The following is a 15,650-nucleotide window of genomic DNA, read 5'->3' as shown; positions in this document are numbered from 1 at the left end:
CCGGTGAACCACCCGACCAGTGCACTCGCTGTGACCGGGGCATCGAGAATGGAGACCCGCGTCGCGGCGGCGAGCTGCTGCGCGGTCTCCCGGGTGTCGGGGTGGTCGTCGCCGAGGGTTCGCGCCCAACGGCGGTGGGCGGCCTCGACGAGAGGGCGGCCAGCGATGGTCTGCCCGGAAGCCCGCAGGTAGTGGGTGACGGCGACCAGCAGCGCACGGAACGGCTCTGGTTCGGCGTCGGGATCAGCCGGGTCGTCGTGCGCCAGGTCGATAAGGGCCTGGACGTGGGGATGAGGGTGGCTACACCGCCAGGATGCTGGGTCGTTGAGGTTGCCGGGGGCGGCGGTCGCGACGAGCTGGCGTGCGGCTGTCGAGGCCGAGGCCGGCACCAACCACCCCTACCCTGCTCGCCCGCTCCCGCCACGCCTCCGTCCGCGGCCTCGAGCGCTACGCCGGCCCCAGGCCCGACGTGGTCGCCGCCCCCGACGCGGACTTTGCCCCTGGTGACACCGACCCGAGCACCGGGCCTGCTTGGTCCGCGCGCCTTGCTCGACTGCGGACAGTAGGACACTCGGCACGCGATGAGCGGCCTGTCAACCGGCCATGTGGCCCTATCCGCTTGAGTGACGCGTAGCTTACCCTGACAAAGGCGAAAGTTAAGGACATTCCCGGCAAGGTGCCGCAGGCCGCGAGAACAGAGTTTGCAGCATCGCTGACAGAAATGAGCATGACCATGAAGCTTCCGAGCATCCGACATGCTGCGACACTCATTGCGGCCGCCGTTGCGATCTTGGCATCCGGTGGTTTCGGTGGGGTTGCATCCGCTGCTACCGGTGGCCCAGCGTCTCCTCCACATCCAGCGCTGTATCCGTATCCGGACACCGGCACAGTCTCGTCGGCCCCCTTATTGGCTCCCGACGCGAGCGGCGGGATAGTTTCCGCGGACACCTGCACGCCATACGTCGATGGCGATTACGCGCACCTGTCGTCAGGGGACGTTTCGGCTCACGGCTGGTGGTATCAAGGGACCTGCCCAAATACGAAAGCCACGGTGACGATCTACCTTTACGAGTACTTCTCGGACGGCACCTGGCATTATCAGGCGAGCGGATCGAAATATGTTTATCCTGGTGGCGGCAGCGTCAATCGCGCTGTCGCTCGTCAGGTATGCGAAGGAGTGGCACCCGTGAGCTGGCGCAGTTTGATAACGGTGAGTATCGGTACGGGAGCCTCGGCCTACACGGCGGTCCAGAATCTGAATTGCACACACTGGTGAGCCGGGCGTTTGATCACGGCAATTCGGGGTTAGAGCGTGTCTGACGGCTCTCGAATCGGGTCGTAGATCACTGTCTGGTTGGGCATGGGCTTGTCATGGTGCGACGACACGAACTGACCGACGCGCAGTGGAAGAAGATCGAGTCGTTGCTGCCGGTCAACGGCGAGCCCGATGGGCAGTGGGCCGACCACCGCACGGTGGTCAACGGAGTGCTGTTCCGGGCCCGCACCGGCGTGCCCTGGCGTGACCTACCGGAGCGGTACGGCCACTGGCAAACCGTGTACGAACGGCACCGCCGCTGGTCGGCGGACGGCACCGGGGCGGCATCCTGACCGAGCTGCAGATCGAGGCCGATGCCACCGATCCGGATGCCGCACCGGCCGCCGGGCGACTTCCCGGAAAAGGGGGCGGTGTACGGGTGGACCCGGACGGGCGGGAGGCGTTGGGCGTTCCCAGGGCGGCCTGACCAGCAAAATCCATCTTCTGGCGGACGACCGGGCCCGGCCGCTGACGTGGCGGACCTCGCCGGGTCAGCGGGGTGACAGCCCGATGTTCGTCCCGGTGCTGGCGGGCCTGCGCATCCGGCGGCGGGGGCCGGGCCGTGCCCGCACCCGTTCGGACCGCCTGCGCGGGGACAAGGCGTATTCCAGCCGGGACAACCGCTGCTACCTGCGGCGGCGCCATATCAAGGCGACCATCGCCCAGCCGGCCGACCAGCGGGCGACCCGCGGGCGGCCCGCGGGCCTTCGACACCGCCCAGTACCGCCGCCGCAACGCCGTCGAGCGGTGCGTCAACAAGTGGAAAGGATGTCGGGCGGTGGCCACCCGTTACGACAAGCGGGACTACGTCTTCAACGGCACCTTGACCGTCACAGCGATCATGATCTGGCTCCGCGATCTCGTCAAAGAGCCGTCAGACACGCTCTAGTTCTGGGCGGATCTGGCGGAGCCGGTCGGCATGGAGATGGTGCTGCCGATGAATGGACTGACGGCAACAGACGCGCGACCGAGCCGCACGGGCTGATTCCTATATCGTCCGGCTTATGAACGCCAGTCCAGCAACTGTAGTGAGTCTCGGGGCTTGGGGCGACCTTAAGGAGGGCTCAGACGGCGGGACGTCGTGCAAAGTGCGTGAGTTCGCGCTGCTGTCCGACGGTCGTGAAATTACGCTCCTGGACGACCGGGGGTGGACGACGTCGGCGCAGCTGGGCGGGATCTCGCTCACCCACGTTGTGCGCAACGTCTACAACGTGGTCTTGCCCGACGATGCCGAGGAGACGGGCGAAGAGCATGAGTGGCAGCGCTTCGAGCAACGTTTGCGCGAAGCCGGGGTCGCGGTCACCCCGGACGAACTCCGGGCGTTGCCGCACCGCGTCATCGTGAGCGTCCCCTGTGGAAGTGCCCGATGGCAAGCGGGGTGAGGTTGGATCACCCTGACTCCGCCGGAGGCTCCGATCTCACAAGAGAGCTTGGAGTCATGCCGGTTGAGGCTGAACGTACGGCGCAGATCAAGACCCGCCGCCCACGGCCCCCGGCGGACTGCCAGGCCGCCGGACGGTACCCGGTCGACACCCCAACCGTGGACTCTCGACATCACCGACCTCGACACGCAAGCAAACGCGCCCGCGTCACCTCCAAGGGCGGCGGGACTGAGCCGCCCTACCGGTGCTACCCAGGCCTTCGAGCGCACCACAGACACGATTGCTCTCTAACGTTCTAAACGGAGAAGATCGGCCCGAGCTTGTCGTTGTATACGCTTTTTTGGGGAAATAGCGTACACAACGACAAACTCGCACGGATCATGATTCGTGTGGATGGTTGCCGGCGGGAAATCCTCGCCGGCTGATCGCGCGGGCCCATGTGACCAGGCCCGGACCAGCGGGCCGGACGCTCGGGGTGCCCGGCCGCATAAGCTCGACGTTCGCATCGCCGTTCCCAACGCCCGTGCGGATGCCCGCGAACGGAGCGTAATCACGCGGACAGCACAGTCACACCGCACAAGCCGGGAGGACCCCAGGTGCCGACCACGTACCAGCAGGAGCTCACCTGCGAGCAGGACTATGTCGACACGCTGTACGGCCGGCTGGATGACCTGCGCGACCGAACCCGCGAGCAGCTGCGCGCCGTGCTGCTGGACCCCGGTACCGGCACGCCGCAGTCACGGGTCGAGCGGGACGCCTTCGCCACCGCGTACTCCGATCGGATCGGCCAGCTCGACGCGGCCGAGGGACGGCTGTGTTTCGGTGCAATGGACTTCGGTGCAATGGACTTCGGTGCAGGGGACGTCGGTGCCATGGATGGCGGCGGCACCGATTCTCGTGCGCTGGACGACGCCGGCCACCAACGCGTCTACATCGGACGTATCGGACTGTCCGACGACGAGCACGAACCCATACTGATCGACTGGCGGGCCCCGGTGGCCACCGCCTTCTACCGGGCGACCCTCGCCGACCCGCACGGGCTGTCCCGACGCCGCCACCTGCGCATCAAGGGACGGGAGGTCAGCGGGTTCACCGATGACGTCCTCGACGTCACGGGCATACCGCGAAGCTCCGTCGGCGGATCGAGCGGCGACGGGCCGTTGTTGGAAGCCCTGTCCGCACCCCGATCCGGGCGCATGCACGACATCGTCGCGACGCTGCAGGCCGAGCAGGACAGGGTGATCCGCGCCGACTCGTCCTGCGTCCTGGTGGTCGACGGCGGACCGGGCACCGGCAAGACCGCGGTGGCCCTGCACCGGGCCGCCTACCTGCTCTACACCGAGCGGGAGCGGCTCGCCCGCTCCGGCCTCCTGGTGGTAGGCCCGAGCCCGACCTTCCTGCGGTACATCGAGCAGGTGCTGCCCTCCCTCGGTGAGACGGGTGTGGTCTTCGCGACCCCGAGCCGACTGTTTCCCGGGGTCGACGCCGTCGGCGGCGAGGACGGCCGCGTCATCGCCCTCAAGGGGGATCTGCGGATGGCCAGGCTGCTGGCCGAAGCCGTGAAGGACCGCCAGGAGGTCCCGGTGCACGGGGTGGACGTCCCCTACGACGGCGCCGTGCTTCGCCTGGAGCGCCGTATCATCGAGAGCGCTCGGACTCGGGCGCGGCGCAGCCGCCGTCCTCACAACCTGGCCCGGCGGGTGTTCGTCCGCGAGACGGTCGCGGCGCTCACCAACCAGGTTGTCGCGAACCTTCCCGGTGGCTTGCTCGACGACGACGAACGCGACGAGATCGCCGCCGACCTGCGCGCCGACCGGACGGTCCGGATGGCCATCGACGCGCTGTGGCCGCGGCTGACCCCCCAGGATCTACTCGCCGACCTGTTCGCCACACCGGCCAGGCTCGCCGCCGCCGCGCCGGCCGCAAGGTTGACCAGGCATGAGCAGCACCTGCTGCACCGGGCGACCGGTGCCGCCTGGACGCCCGGTGACGTGCCCCTGCTCGACGAAGCCGCCGAGCTGCTCGGCGATCCCGACGCCGACGCCACCGACCTCGCCGACTGGGAGGCGGAACGGGAGCAGCGCGCCGAGCGGGAGTACGCACGCGAGGTCCTTGACGGGCTCGGCCTCGCCGGGCTGGCCGATGCGGAGGCGATGGCTGCGGGAATGGCGCAGCGCTGGTCCGGGTCCCGGCAGCGGCGCAGCGCCGTCGAACACGCTCGCGGCGACCGGTCCTGGACCTTCGGTCATCTCATCGTCGACGAGGCCCAGGAAGTGTCGCCGATGCTGTGGCGGCTGTTGTGGCGGCGCTGTCCGATGCGGTCGGCCACCCTCGTCGGTGACCTCGCCCAGGCGGCGAGCCCAGCCGCGGCCCGTTCGTGGGCCGAAGCGCTGACCCCGCATATCGGCGACCGGTGGCGGGTGGAACGCCTCAGCGTCAACTACCGGACCCCTGCCGAGATCATGGATGTGGCCGCTGACGTGCTCGCCGCGCAGGACCCGGCCGCGCAGCCACCGCGTTCAGTGCGCTCCACCGGACGGCATCCGGTCGCGCTGCGCGTCCGCGCCGGTGGGGGTGCCGATGGCGGTGGCGGTGGCGGTGGCGGTACAGGCACGCGCGGCGGCGACACGCTGGTGGCCGCGGCGCTGGACGCGGCCAGTCGCGCGGCCGAGGATGTCGGCGACGGCAGGGTCGCGGTGATCTGCCCAACCGATCTTGCCGAGCGGATACGCGCGGCACTCACGGCCGAGCCGACAGATGCCATTGCCGGCAGTGCCAAGGCGGTGCCCGGCACAGAGACGGTACCCGACACAGAGACGGTACCCGACACAGAGACGGTGCCCGACACAGAAACGGTGCCCGGCAATGCAGAGACAAAGGCGGGCACCGTGGACGTGCTCACCGCCACCGTCGCGGTCCTCACAGTGGCGGAGTCCAAGGGTCTGGAGTTCGACGCGATCATCCTGGTCGAGCCGAGCGCGATTGTTGCCGGCTCGCGGCGCGGGCTCGCCGACCTCTACGTTGCCATGACCAGAGCGACCCAGACGCTCACAGTGGTCCACTCGGATGAGCTGCCCACGGCCCTGCATCGCCTTAGGGCGCCCGCCGCCGCCTGACCCACCCGGACTGATCGCCGGCATTGATCACTGACATCAGCCACCGACATCGATCACCGACGGTTGACCCGCCGAGATGGACCGACATCTGTGAGCAAACACTCGCGGATAGTCGCCCATCGCGGCGTGTACCGGCGTTGTTCCACGGGAACAGACCGCACATGAGCTATGGACCAACCAGGACGCCGACCGCCAAGCGGGACGGAACCATCAGCTTGGTCTGCGGGATTGTCGGCCTTTTCTTCGTCGGGATTGCGTTCGGTATCGCGGCGATCGTCTTCGGCGCCCGCGGCAGGCGCGGTGGCGGCGGCGGGCAGGCGACCGCAGGCTTCGTCCTCGGCATCCTCGACATCGTGCTGTGGGTCATCGGCCTGGCCGCGTGGCACGCGAACGCGTACGTCTGGTACTGACGTCCGGTACTCGCGTGCGGCGCCTGGCACTCGCGTGCGGCGTCCGGTACTCGCCTCCGGCACCGACCGCTGGCAGAGACGGCCGTTCGACGACCCACCGGTCGTCACCGTGACAGGACGGGACCCTGTCACGTCAGGATACCGGCGCGGGATACTGACCTCAACGGTAGGAATGGACCAGCACCGCCGTGGCTTCATCCTCGGTGACGCCACCTGACGGACTCTGCGAGGAGGTCTCCACCAGTGCTCGACCCGAGTGAGCTGTACGAGGTCGCTGACGACCTGCCCGAGCTGGGTCGGCCCGTGCTGGTGGAGGCGCTGACCGGGGTTGTCGACGCCGGTGGGGCGGTTCGCCTCGCCGGCCAACATCTACTGAGCGCTCTGGAGCACCGGCTGGTCGTGACCTTCGATGTGGACCAGCTGCTCGACTACCGGTCCCGACGACCCGCTATGATCTTCGTTGAGGACCACTGGGAACACTACGAAGAACCCGTGCTCGGGCTGTATGCGCTGAACGACAGTGCCGGCACCGCGTTCCTGCTGCTGTGCGGTCCAGAGCCCGACCTGCAGTGGAAACGGTTCACCGCCGCGGTGCGCACCGTCATGACGCGCCTGGGCATCCAGGTGACGGTGGGCCTCAACGCGATCCCGATGGCCATCCCGCACACGCGCCCATGCGGGCTCACCGCCCACGCGACCCGACCGGGCCTGGTCACCGGGTACGAGCCATGGCTGCGACGGGTACAGGTACCGGGCAGCGCCGGCCACCTGTTGGAGTACGAGCTGGGACGCGACGGCCGCGACGCGATGGGTTTCGCCGCCCACGTCCCGCACTATCTTTCTCAGACCGACTATCCCGATGCCGCCGAGACGCTGCTCACGGCGGTGTCCAAGGCGACCGGTCTGCTCCTGCCGCTGGACGAGTTGCGCACGGCGGCAGCGGCCGTCCGCGACAACGTCAACCAGCAGCTGGAGGACGGGGGTGAAGCCGCCGCACTCGTCCAAGCGCTCGAGGAACAGTACGACGCGTTCATGCGCGGCCGCGAGAGCACGAACCTACCGGCGGCTACGACCGGGCCACTGCCCACAGCCGATGAGCTCGGTGCCGCGTTGGAACGGTTCCTGGCCGAGCAGGCCGAGCCCGGCGGCCCACCCACACCGTGATCCACCCACACCGTGATCCACCCACATCGTGATCCACGCGGAGCAGGCAGCGGTCATCACCCGCCGGTCACAGCTGGCCGGTCATGGTAGATGTCGATCTGCTCGGCGGCATTGATCGAGGACTTGGCCGGCGGCAGGAATCCGAGCCGGACGATCTGGCGTGGGGTGAACGTGTCGAGGAGCCAGTCCGTCGCGACCCGCGTCTTGTTGGTCAGGCAGGGTAGCGCCCACAGGTGGTATGCGCGGGTCGCCGCCGCGGCAGGCACCCCGGACATCGCGATTCCGAACGGATCGGCCACGGCGTCGGTCCCGCCGAGGTCGACGACGAAACCGAGGTTACGGTGCCGGTAGGGCTTCGCCGTCCCGTGACCGAGCGAGGCGGCGATGCTGCGCCCGGCGGCAACTCCCTGGCGGATGGCGTGTTGGGCGGTCTGCCCCGCCGGCTGACAGCCCTGGGTCACGTCGGGCACGGCCGCGGCGTCCCCGAGAGCGAACACCCCGGCGACATCAGGCACCTGGAAGCGGGCGTCCACCACTAGGCGACCATGCTGGGTCGGCAGGCCCAGCGTGGATATCAGCGGGCTGGGAGCCACCCCAGCGCACCAGACGAGAGTGTGGGCCGCAACGCTCTCGCCGTCGGTGAACCGGACGCTGTCGGCGCTCACCTCCGAGATGGACGTCCGCAGCCGCACCTCGACCCCCCGCTTGGCAAGGACCCGTGCCGCTCCCTTACTGAGTGCCTCGCCCAGCTCGGGCAGCACCCGCGGTGCCAGATCGAGGAGAATCCAGCGGATGTCGCGCGCGGTCAGGCGTGGGTACTGACCCACCGCCCGCCTGCTGAACTGCATCATCTGAGCCGCGAGCTCGGTCCCGGTGTACCCGGCTCCGACGACCACGAAGGTGCACCGCGCCCGGCGCACCGCCGGATCGTCGGAGGCGTCGGCGTACTCGAACTGGTGCAGCACATGATCGCGTAGGTAGACGGCTTCCGCCAGGTTCTTCAGACCGAGCGCGTGATCGGTCAAGCCCGGGATGTCGAATGTGCGCGTCACCGCCCCGGGCGTCAGTACAAGGCGGTCCCAGCCCATCGTCGCGTGGGTGCCGTCTGACTGGCGGATCGTGATCGTACGGTTCGGAAAATCGGCCCCGACCACGTGGCCGAGCGTCAGTGTGGCCCGCCGCAGCATTGCCCTGATGGACACCGCCAGATGACGCGGCTCGGCCTCGGCGGTCGCCACCTGGGGCAACAGCGACGTGTAGAGAAGATGGTCGACCGGGGACACGACGACGAGCTCAGCGGCGTCCACGGGCAGTCGCCGCTCCAGCTGCCGCAGCACGGACAAGCCCGCGAAGCCACTGCCGACCACGACGATGCGAGGGCGCGCTGCCCGCGTCCCGTCGCTTCCCGCACCGGGAGCACCGGGAGCACCGCTGCCAACCGCAGCGCTGGCACCCCGCCGGGTACGGACGTTGTCAAGCCAGGTGGGGAGCACGTTGTCGGGCACGATCTACCTCCAACACGTCAGGAGATCAAGTGGAGCAGCGTCGTCTCCCGCGAGTCGTTCCAGCTACAGCGACCGATAAACCGGAATCCCACCTCTGCGTCACCACAACCTCTACAACAGGTGAACACGGGCGACGACTACGGTTTGGCGATTGCGGTTTGGCGACGACGGTTTGGCGACGACGAGATCGAACCGTCGGCACTGACGACACCCGCAGCGCCCGACTGGCCGATTGCCCGGGCCGTCGGGGCGTCGGGGCGTCGGGCCGTCGGGCCGTCGGGGCCAGCTGCGCCTGGGCCGGTAGGCTGGTGTAGCCGTCACCGGGATGACGGTCGGTTGCAGTTGGCCCGTTCGCCGAGGTTTTGTCACCGTACGGCCACCCGGGTGCCGGTCGCTCTAAGAGGGTGTGTTGATGTCGACGCAGGAGTCCGGAGCAATGGGGCCCCGGTCCGGTTACCGCGCTGACACCGTCGCCGCCGACGTCGAGGCCGCACCGGACGGGACGGCCGTCCGTCTCGCCGGCCGGGTCGTCCTGTGGCGCCGGATGGGTGGGCTTATCTTCGGGCACCTGCAGGACCGCAGCGGCCGGCTCCAGATTTCGCTGTCCCGGGACGATCTGGGCGCGGAAGTCGTCAAGGAGTGGTCCCGGGCCGTGAAGATCGGCGACTTCGTCGGGGTCGCCGGCAGCCTTTACACCACCCGCCGTGGCGAGCGCACCGTAGCGGTATCCGAACTCACCGTCTTGAACCGGACGGTCCGCGCGTTGCCGGACAAGTGGCAGGGCATCTCCAACGTGGAGGCCCGGTACCGTCGCCGTTACCTCGACCTGCTGGTCAACGCCGACTCCCGGGGCCGGTTCCAGACCCGGGCGAAAATCATCCGGCGGATCCGTCGGTTCCTCGACGACAACGACTTTCTCGAAGTCGAGACCCCGGTCCTGCAGGAGGCGGCGTCCGGTGCGGCGGCCCGGCCGTTCGTCACCCGGCACAACGCGCTCGGCGAGGACTTCTACCTGCGGATCTCGCCGGAAACCTACCTCAAGCGCGTCGTCGTCGGTTCCCTGGACCGGGTCTACGAGCTGGGCCGCAACTTCCGCAACGAAGGCATGGACTCCTCGCACCTGCAGGAGTTCACGATGCTGGAGTGGTACGCGGCCTACTGGGACTACCGCGACAACATGGCATTCGTCCGGGCGCTCATCCTCGCCGTACTCGACGAGGTCTTCGGTACCCGCACGGTCACCTACGACGGGGTGAAACTGGACTTCGGTGCCGACTGGCCGGAACTGGACTACCGGACCGAGGTCGCCCGGCGAACCGGCATCGACCTCACCGTCGTGCGCGACCTGCCGACCCTGCGGGAACGGGTCGCCGGGCTCGGGTTGGAGGTTGACGGAGCCGCCTCCTACGCCGGCCTGGTCGATCTGCTCTACAAGAAGACCGTACGGCCAGACCTCGTCCAGCCCTGTTTCCTGGTGCATCACCCGGCGGAGCTCGTCCCGCTCGCCCGACGCAGCGACAGCGACCCGACCAGGCTCGACATGTTCCAGGTCGTCGTCAACGGCTGGGAGATCGTCAAGGCGTACTCGGAGCTGGTCGACCCGGCCGAGCAGCGGGAACGGCTAGAGGAACAGACCCGGCTGCGTGAGGCCGGCGACGACGAGACGATGATGATGGAAGAGGACTTCATCGAGGCGATGGAATACGGCATGCCACCGATGTCCGGCCTCGGTCTTGGTATCGACCGGTTCGTCGCCCTGCTCACCGACGCGCCCACCCTGCGGGAAGTCGTCCTCTTCCCGACCATGCGCGGCGCCCGCAAAGGCCAGACCAGCCCCGACGACCACGCCTGACCGAGCCCCGGGCCACCCCGGCGGCCAGCTGACGCCCCGGTCGAGCGTCGACCCAAATCTAAGCCTTGAGAAAGCCGAAATTCTGGCCTACGATGGCGACGTGCAAACACTACCGATCTCGAAGGTCAAGGACAGGCTGAACGAGCTGGTCGACGCAACCTCGATCACTCGCGAGCAGGTGACGATCACTAAGAACGGCTCACCTGCCGCCGTGTTGATCGGCGTCGATGAGTGGGAGTCGATCCAGGAGACCTTGTACTGGCTGTCACAGCCGGGCATCCGTGAATCCCTGACCGAGGCCGACTCCGACGCGATCGCCGGACGGGTCTTCGACGAGACACAGATCCGCGGCGAGTTCGGCGTGCCCAAACGCGATCGGTAAGTCGCCCGCAGTGAGCTACGAAGTGATCTTTACTGCCACCGCACGGCGAGATCTCCAGCGTGTCCCGCCGCGCATCGTGCCAGCGATCGTCGAATTCGTCTTCGGTGACCTCGCGGCGGCACCGCAGCGGGTCGGCAAGCCCCTGGAACGCGAACTTTCCGGTTCGTTCAGCGCTCGCCGCGGACCTTACCGGGTCCTGTACCGGATCGACGAGGACGCGAAGCTCGTGACGCTGCTGCGGATCGCACATCGAGCCGACGTGTACCGGCCCGGCAACGCCTAGCCGCTCCCGGCCGAGGGATGCGCATCTGTGCCACCTATCGCCAACTCCCAGTGTGGGTGCCGCTTGGCGCAAGCCGGGAGACAGGGTCACGTCTCGTGGCAGGACCGACCCTTACGGTACGTCCGCCGGGGTGTCCAGTTATATCAACCTCGCCTACCGTGTCAGGCGTTCCATCCATCCGCGAGCCGCTCGCAGACCGCGTGATCAGGTGACTTTCAGATGATGAATCTTGTCTTCCGGTGCGGCGGGGTGGCACGCAAGCCTGTGGCACAACCGGCCCGGCTCCGTGTTGAGCGCGTCGTCTCCGCGGGTCCGGGCCGGCGTCCAACCGATGACGGGACGGGACGGTGGGGACGGGCGGATACCCGTGCTCCACGGGGTGGTGCGGTTCGAGCCGGGGGACGAACGGGCTGTCCCGCGTCTCTTTGGGTGGGCATGGAAGGGCCGCTGGGCATCGTTGACGGTGGGCATGTGCGATTGGTGATCGTGGAGTGAGTGCCTGGTTGGTGCGCGACTCGAACAACCGTTCCGGCGGTGTGATGCCGTTCTCGAAGGAGGAGTGGCGGGCGTTCCTCGACGGCGCCAAGGACGGCGAGTTCGGCATCTGAGCCGTCCCCACCAGACTCCGAGCCCCTGCCGCACCCTCCTCCACCGCGGCAGGGGCCCGGCGCATGCAAGGAGAGCGGGGTCGCCACGTACCGTATCGTCCAGACCTCACATCGTCCGGGCGATCACCGGTTTACCCTTGAATCCGTAGCGGAACAGACGCGGAAGGCGCATACAATGGCGTGGAACAAGCGGGGTAGCACCGGTGGCGGCGCAAGCACCGGCCGGGACGGCGTCAAACGCGGCGGTAAGGACGCCACGGCCGGTAGAAACGTCCGTGATGTCGAGTTCGCGGATTGCCCCACTTGTAACGGTGCCGGCAAGGTCGTCTTTGACAGGTCCGAGCAGGACGAAGACGGCGGCTTCAGCGGCACCCAGGCAAGAGACTGCGGAACATGCGACGGAACGGGACGGGTCGCCAAGTGAGCGACGATGATTCGGTTCGCATGCTGGAACTTGTCGCCTGCAACAAATGCCGGCGGCAACGGGGCGCCCAGTTCCACGCAACCGGCAGCGTCGAGCCGGTCCCCGAAGAAGGGGTCTGCCCGCACGGCAAGCCGCTTCGGACGGTGTGGGCGCCGGGCTACGGGCCGGGCGCGGAGCCGCCGGCCAATCCGGGATGGGACACCCGGCCGCCGGTGTAGGGATCGTCACCGAGTAGCCGGAGGATGCAACTCTGGGATGGCCGAAGGCCACGCTCGCCATCACCAACACGTCGAGCAAGCCGAGCAAGCCGAGCACGTACAGCGTTACCGTCTCGTTCCAGAGCGCGGACGGTGCGACGCAGTACGGCGAAGGTGCCGCGTTCGTCAACTCGCTGGCGCCAGGCCAGAAGACCGTGCAGGCAGCGCAGGGTACAGACGACATCCCTGCCCGCTCGAAGATTGTTTGCAAGGTCACCAGCGCGAAACGCACCGAAGCCTTCTGATCAAGCGCAATGCTGGCGTGATCCACTCCGGATCACGCCAGCCGCTGTTCGCCGTTCGCTGTTATTGCCTCAATCAGGCAACGTGAGATCGCTGATACCGACACGGGTGAGGGACTTCGCCCATGGACCCGGGACCGCGGCCAACGCGTCGATCTGGTCCCAGTGCCGCATGACCATCGTCAAGATTTCCCGCATGTTCATGTTCCCTGCCTGAGTGAGGAATAAGCCCTTGACCGAGTGGAGGCGTAGCAGGCGCTTCTCCATCAGGCGATAGCGGATACGTCTGTCACGGGTGATCAGGAGAAGGCCTGCGGCTCCAATGATCGGAAGCCAGACATCATCAAGATCGCCTCGCTGGATACAGGTGTCACAATGACCTGGGAAGACGACGTCGCCGCGTACCGCGGCGAGATTCTTCCCAAGCGGCAAGGTATTCTCGTCGATGAAGAATCGCGGCGTGACCGGGATCTCCCTGTCGCTCAGGCTGCCGTCTCCTGCCCATTGATCCGGCTCTCGTAGCGGATCGCGGCTTCGACATCGGCGACGGAGATGTCGAAGCCATCGGCGATGTCGGCGATCGAGTCCCCTCCTGCGAACAGGTCGTAGAGGTTCTCGGTGCGTATGCCGTGAACGACGGGTGCGCCGAAGTTGCGCAGGGGGTCGATGAGAACCGGGCTGGACTTGTCGTCCGGATAGATCCGGAGGACTTCCTTGTCCTCAGGGGCAAACTCGACCTTTTCCACGAATGCGGCCGCGCCTGGCGCGAGGATGAGCTGGCCGTTTCGGACAACGACCATTGCAAGCTCGCGGTCAATACCGATCTCATCCTGGATCTCACGGACGAGCTCTCTGTTCGCGACGTATAGCTTGGCGTGGGCAAGCGGGTAAGGAGCACCGAGACGCTCCCGAAGGATCTGCACGACAGGGCGAAGATGCTGCAGGGAAACCCTGTGGCGTATCCGGTACTCACGGAGATAGCCAGCTTCGACGAACTCTCCCCAGGTGACAGCATCTTCGCCTGTCCGCTCCGGGCGGATGACCGGCTCATAGTCCACGCCACCGCGGGAGTAACCATCGATCCATCCGCGGAGCCGCGCCGATCGCACGCCGAGGATACGAGCCGCCTCGCTCATCGAGTAGACCTCGCGGTCCAAGACGGTGATCCCCATGCCTGCATCATGCCGCATCATTGCCGTGACATGACGCACGTCCCAGGGTTTGGGCCGAAATCGCTCACACCGAGGCTGCTGGGAGAACCTTCTTGGTCCTCGATGCGCCGGTGCCCGCCTCCCGGACGGGAGCCGTGCCCTTGCGTATCAGCTCGGGCCGTAGATCGGTCCGGGTGGGTCAAGGTCGGGGGACTCGCCCGGCTGGGCGTCCGGGCCGTGGCCGTCGGCCCATACCGTCCGGCAGTTCTCGCAGCGGACTCCTGGCCGTGGACCCTTGAGTGGGTCGTGCGGGACGCGGCGTCGCGCGGGCGGGGCACGCACCTTGATCCACGCCCCTATTGCCGGGCGCTCTTTGGGAACGATGTGAATCCAGTGTTGTGGCAGGAGCATCAGATCCACATCGTTAAGAGCCTGTTGTGAATCTCCTGTCCGGGCGGTCTGGCGTGCCAGCGTGGCGGTCAATCCGCAGACATGTCGTAGAGCAGGACGTGGCGGTCGGCGGGCAGGATTACGACATAGACCTCAGTCGGCCGCTCCTGTTGATCGAAAGTCGTTCGGAGCAGCCGACCCACGGGGACACCGGGCGCCAAGCGCAGCTGCGTCGACTCCTCCGTGGTAGGCATGCGCCACGTGATCTCATCCTCGTATCGGGTGGGGGTGTGGCCGAGGTCTTCGAGTACCTGATCGGTCCCCTCAACAACATCAGCCGGATTCATGATCTTGCTTCCCTCGACAATGTCGAGAGGGTAGTAGCTGTCACCGAGTTGCAGGGGTTCGGCATCGGCGTACATCACACGTTGGCGCACTCCAACTGCCTGGCCGGGCTGTAGAGCGAGATGGGCGGCGATCTCATCGTCTGCCGGAATGACCGTCGTCGTGCTGATCTGCTTCGGTGTCTTGCCTTGGGCTTCGATCTGTTGGGCAAAGGTGTCGCGGCGGCGGTCGGCTTCGAGCCGCTTGCGTCGAGACCCCGTGAGCGATGCGTAGTACTTCATCGCAGGCTCGGCACGGACGAAGCTGCCACGTCCCCGTTGCGAGGTGATGAGCCCCTCGTTGCGCAGCAAGCCCAGCGCCAGTCGGACCGTGTTGCGGCTGGCGGAGTGGCGTTCCGCCAGCTCGGCTTCGGTTGGGACCCGGGCGCCAGGTTCCAACGTTCCAGTGTTGATCTCGTCACGGAGCAGTGCGGCAAGCTGGTGGTACAGCGGTCGCGGATCTGCCGGATTGAGGCTCACGTCGGTCCCTTCACCTGTGCAGTTGTACCTACAGGCTAACAACCCTTGACGCCACCACCGTCCGCCCTGTATTATTACCATTGTTGGTACAACCCAACAACACTCAACTGCGCAGAAAGTGACTCTGCCGGACGAGGTGGGGTTCGCCGAAGCCTTCGGCGACGTGGACGTCACCCTTGTCTTCCGGCCGGTCGCTGAGCTGGACCCGCCATGGGAACCGGACGAAGCTGCCGGAGGAAAGCGAGCACCGTGAGCCGGCTCGCGGGCGCGGCAGGGATCGAACCTGCGACCACTCGCTTGTAAGGC

General features: G+C 67.2%; 16 protein-coding genes and 2 pseudogenes. 11 read left to right on the top strand and 7 right to left on the bottom strand.

Translation table 11 applies throughout. The features are described 5' to 3' along the window. A pseudogene (locus U9979_RS09260) lies at positions 1-389 on the bottom strand (hypothetical protein); the annotation flags it as partial. 982 nt (positions 390-1,371) lie between these two features. Here U9979_RS09260 and U9979_RS09255 point away from each other — a divergent pair. The 5 genes and pseudogenes from U9979_RS09255 (at position 1,372) to U9979_RS09235 (ending at position 7,387) form a co-directional block, all read left to right on the top strand. Further along, positions 1,372-2,204, top strand: a pseudogene (locus tag U9979_RS09255) (IS5 family transposase). A 199-nt stretch (positions 2,205-2,403) separates the two neighbouring features. Next, positions 2,404-2,697 (top strand): hypothetical protein, encoded by a 294-nt coding sequence (locus U9979_RS09250; RefSeq protein WP_322749007.1) that lies wholly within the window; start codon positions 2,404-2,406, stop codon positions 2,695-2,697. Positions 2,698-3,293: 596 nt separating this feature from the next. Continuing rightward, positions 3,294-5,813: a HelD family protein gene (locus U9979_RS09245; protein ID WP_322779038.1), complete on the top strand. Its 2,520-nt coding sequence runs from the start codon at positions 3,294-3,296 to the stop codon at positions 5,811-5,813. 161 nt (positions 5,814-5,974) lie between these two features. Next, the gene (locus U9979_RS09240; protein ID WP_322749009.1) at positions 5,975-6,223 is read left to right on the top strand and encodes a hypothetical protein; all 249 of its coding nucleotides are present in this window, start codon (positions 5,975-5,977) and stop codon (positions 6,221-6,223) included. Positions 6,224-6,466: 243 nt separating this feature from the next. Further along, positions 6,467-7,387, top strand: coding sequence for a PAC2 family protein (locus U9979_RS09235; RefSeq protein ID WP_322749010.1), 921 nt, complete (start codon positions 6,467-6,469; stop codon positions 7,385-7,387). A 56-nt stretch (positions 7,388-7,443) separates the two neighbouring features. On the opposite strand, the gene U9979_RS09230 is transcribed toward U9979_RS09235, so the two are convergent. Then, on the bottom strand, positions 7,444-8,892 hold the full coding sequence (locus tag U9979_RS09230; RefSeq protein WP_322779037.1) for an NAD(P)/FAD-dependent oxidoreductase: 1,449 nt from the start codon (positions 8,890-8,892) through the stop codon (positions 7,444-7,446). A gap of 412 nt (positions 8,893-9,304) precedes the next feature. Here U9979_RS09230 and lysS point away from each other — a divergent pair, with 412 nt between their 5' ends. From lysS to U9979_RS09200, 6 genes are all read left to right on the top strand, one after another. Continuing rightward, positions 9,305-10,744 carry a lysine--tRNA ligase gene (lysS, locus tag U9979_RS09225; RefSeq protein ID WP_322779036.1) on the top strand — a complete coding sequence of 480 codons (1,440 nt, stop codon included), beginning with the start codon at positions 9,305-9,307 and terminating at the stop codon, positions 10,742-10,744. Between the two features lie 100 nt (positions 10,745-10,844). Beyond that, positions 10,845-11,126 (top strand): type II toxin-antitoxin system Phd/YefM family antitoxin, encoded by a 282-nt coding sequence (locus tag U9979_RS09220; protein ID WP_322749013.1) that lies wholly within the window; start codon positions 10,845-10,847, stop codon positions 11,124-11,126. A 10-nt stretch (positions 11,127-11,136) separates the two neighbouring features. Beyond that, positions 11,137-11,409 carry a type II toxin-antitoxin system RelE/ParE family toxin gene (locus U9979_RS09215; protein ID WP_322749014.1) on the top strand — a complete coding sequence of 91 codons (273 nt, stop codon included), beginning with the start codon at positions 11,137-11,139 and terminating at the stop codon, positions 11,407-11,409. 491 nt (positions 11,410-11,900) lie between these two features. Continuing rightward, on the top strand, positions 11,901-12,017 hold the full coding sequence (locus U9979_RS09210; RefSeq protein ID WP_322749015.1) for a DUF397 domain-containing protein: 117 nt from the start codon (positions 11,901-11,903) through the stop codon (positions 12,015-12,017). A gap of 175 nt (positions 12,018-12,192) precedes the next feature. Continuing rightward, positions 12,193-12,441, top strand: a complete 249-nt coding sequence (locus tag U9979_RS09205; protein ID WP_322779035.1) for a hypothetical protein — start codon at positions 12,193-12,195, stop codon at positions 12,439-12,441. Next, positions 12,438-12,659, top strand: a complete 222-nt coding sequence (locus U9979_RS09200) for a hypothetical protein (RefSeq protein WP_322753805.1) — start codon at positions 12,438-12,440, stop codon at positions 12,657-12,659. Before U9979_RS09205 ends, U9979_RS09200 begins: the two co-directional genes overlap by 4 nt. 353 nt (positions 12,660-13,012) lie before the next feature. Here U9979_RS09200 and U9979_RS09195 read toward each other — a convergent pair whose 3' ends face one another. From U9979_RS09195 to U9979_RS09175, 5 genes are all read right to left on the bottom strand, one after another. After that, positions 13,013-13,387, bottom strand: coding sequence for a hypothetical protein (locus U9979_RS09195; protein ID WP_322779039.1), 375 nt, complete (start codon positions 13,385-13,387; stop codon positions 13,013-13,015). A 35-nt stretch (positions 13,388-13,422) separates the two neighbouring features. Further along, positions 13,423-14,112, bottom strand: coding sequence for a DUF433 domain-containing protein (locus tag U9979_RS09190; RefSeq protein ID WP_322779034.1), 690 nt, complete (start codon positions 14,110-14,112; stop codon positions 13,423-13,425). 147 nt (positions 14,113-14,259) lie between these two features. Continuing rightward, on the bottom strand, positions 14,260-14,502 hold the full coding sequence (locus U9979_RS09185) for a hypothetical protein (protein WP_322779033.1): 243 nt from the start codon (positions 14,500-14,502) through the stop codon (positions 14,260-14,262). A gap of 68 nt (positions 14,503-14,570) precedes the next feature. Beyond that, the gene (locus U9979_RS09180; protein ID WP_322753808.1) at positions 14,571-15,344 is read right to left on the bottom strand and encodes a GntR family transcriptional regulator; all 774 of its coding nucleotides are present in this window, start codon (positions 15,342-15,344) and stop codon (positions 14,571-14,573) included. 103 nt (positions 15,345-15,447) lie between these two features. Beyond that, positions 15,448-15,650 (bottom strand): hypothetical protein (locus tag U9979_RS09175; protein WP_322779032.1); only part of this gene is annotated, 203 nt, incomplete at its 5' end.

The organism is Protofrankia sp. Cas4 (assembly GCF_963555915.1).
GTDB lineage: Bacteria > Actinomycetota > Actinomycetes > Frankiales > Frankiaceae > Protofrankia.
Note: the sequence above shows the minus strand (reverse complement) of the source record. Positions and strands in the feature narration are given on the sequence as shown.

Bases quoted from the DNA above. Each gene is read 5' to 3' on its own strand.
- U9979_RS09240 (WP_322749009.1), top strand. From the start codon at position 5,975: ATGAGCTATGGACCAACCAGGACGCCGACCGCCAAGCGGGACGGAACC.
- lysS (WP_322779036.1), top strand. From the start codon at position 9,305: ATGTCGACGCAGGAGTCCGGAGCAATGGGGCCCCGGTCCGGTTACCGC.
- U9979_RS09205 (WP_322779035.1), top strand. From the start codon at position 12,193: ATGGCGTGGAACAAGCGGGGTAGCACCGGTGGCGGCGCAAGCACCGGC.
- U9979_RS09190 (WP_322779034.1), bottom strand. From the start codon at position 14,112: ATGGGGATCACCGTCTTGGACCGCGAGGTCTACTCGATGAGCGAGGCG.
- U9979_RS09185 (WP_322779033.1), bottom strand. From the start codon at position 14,502: ATGCTCCTGCCACAACACTGGATTCACATCGTTCCCAAAGAGCGCCCG.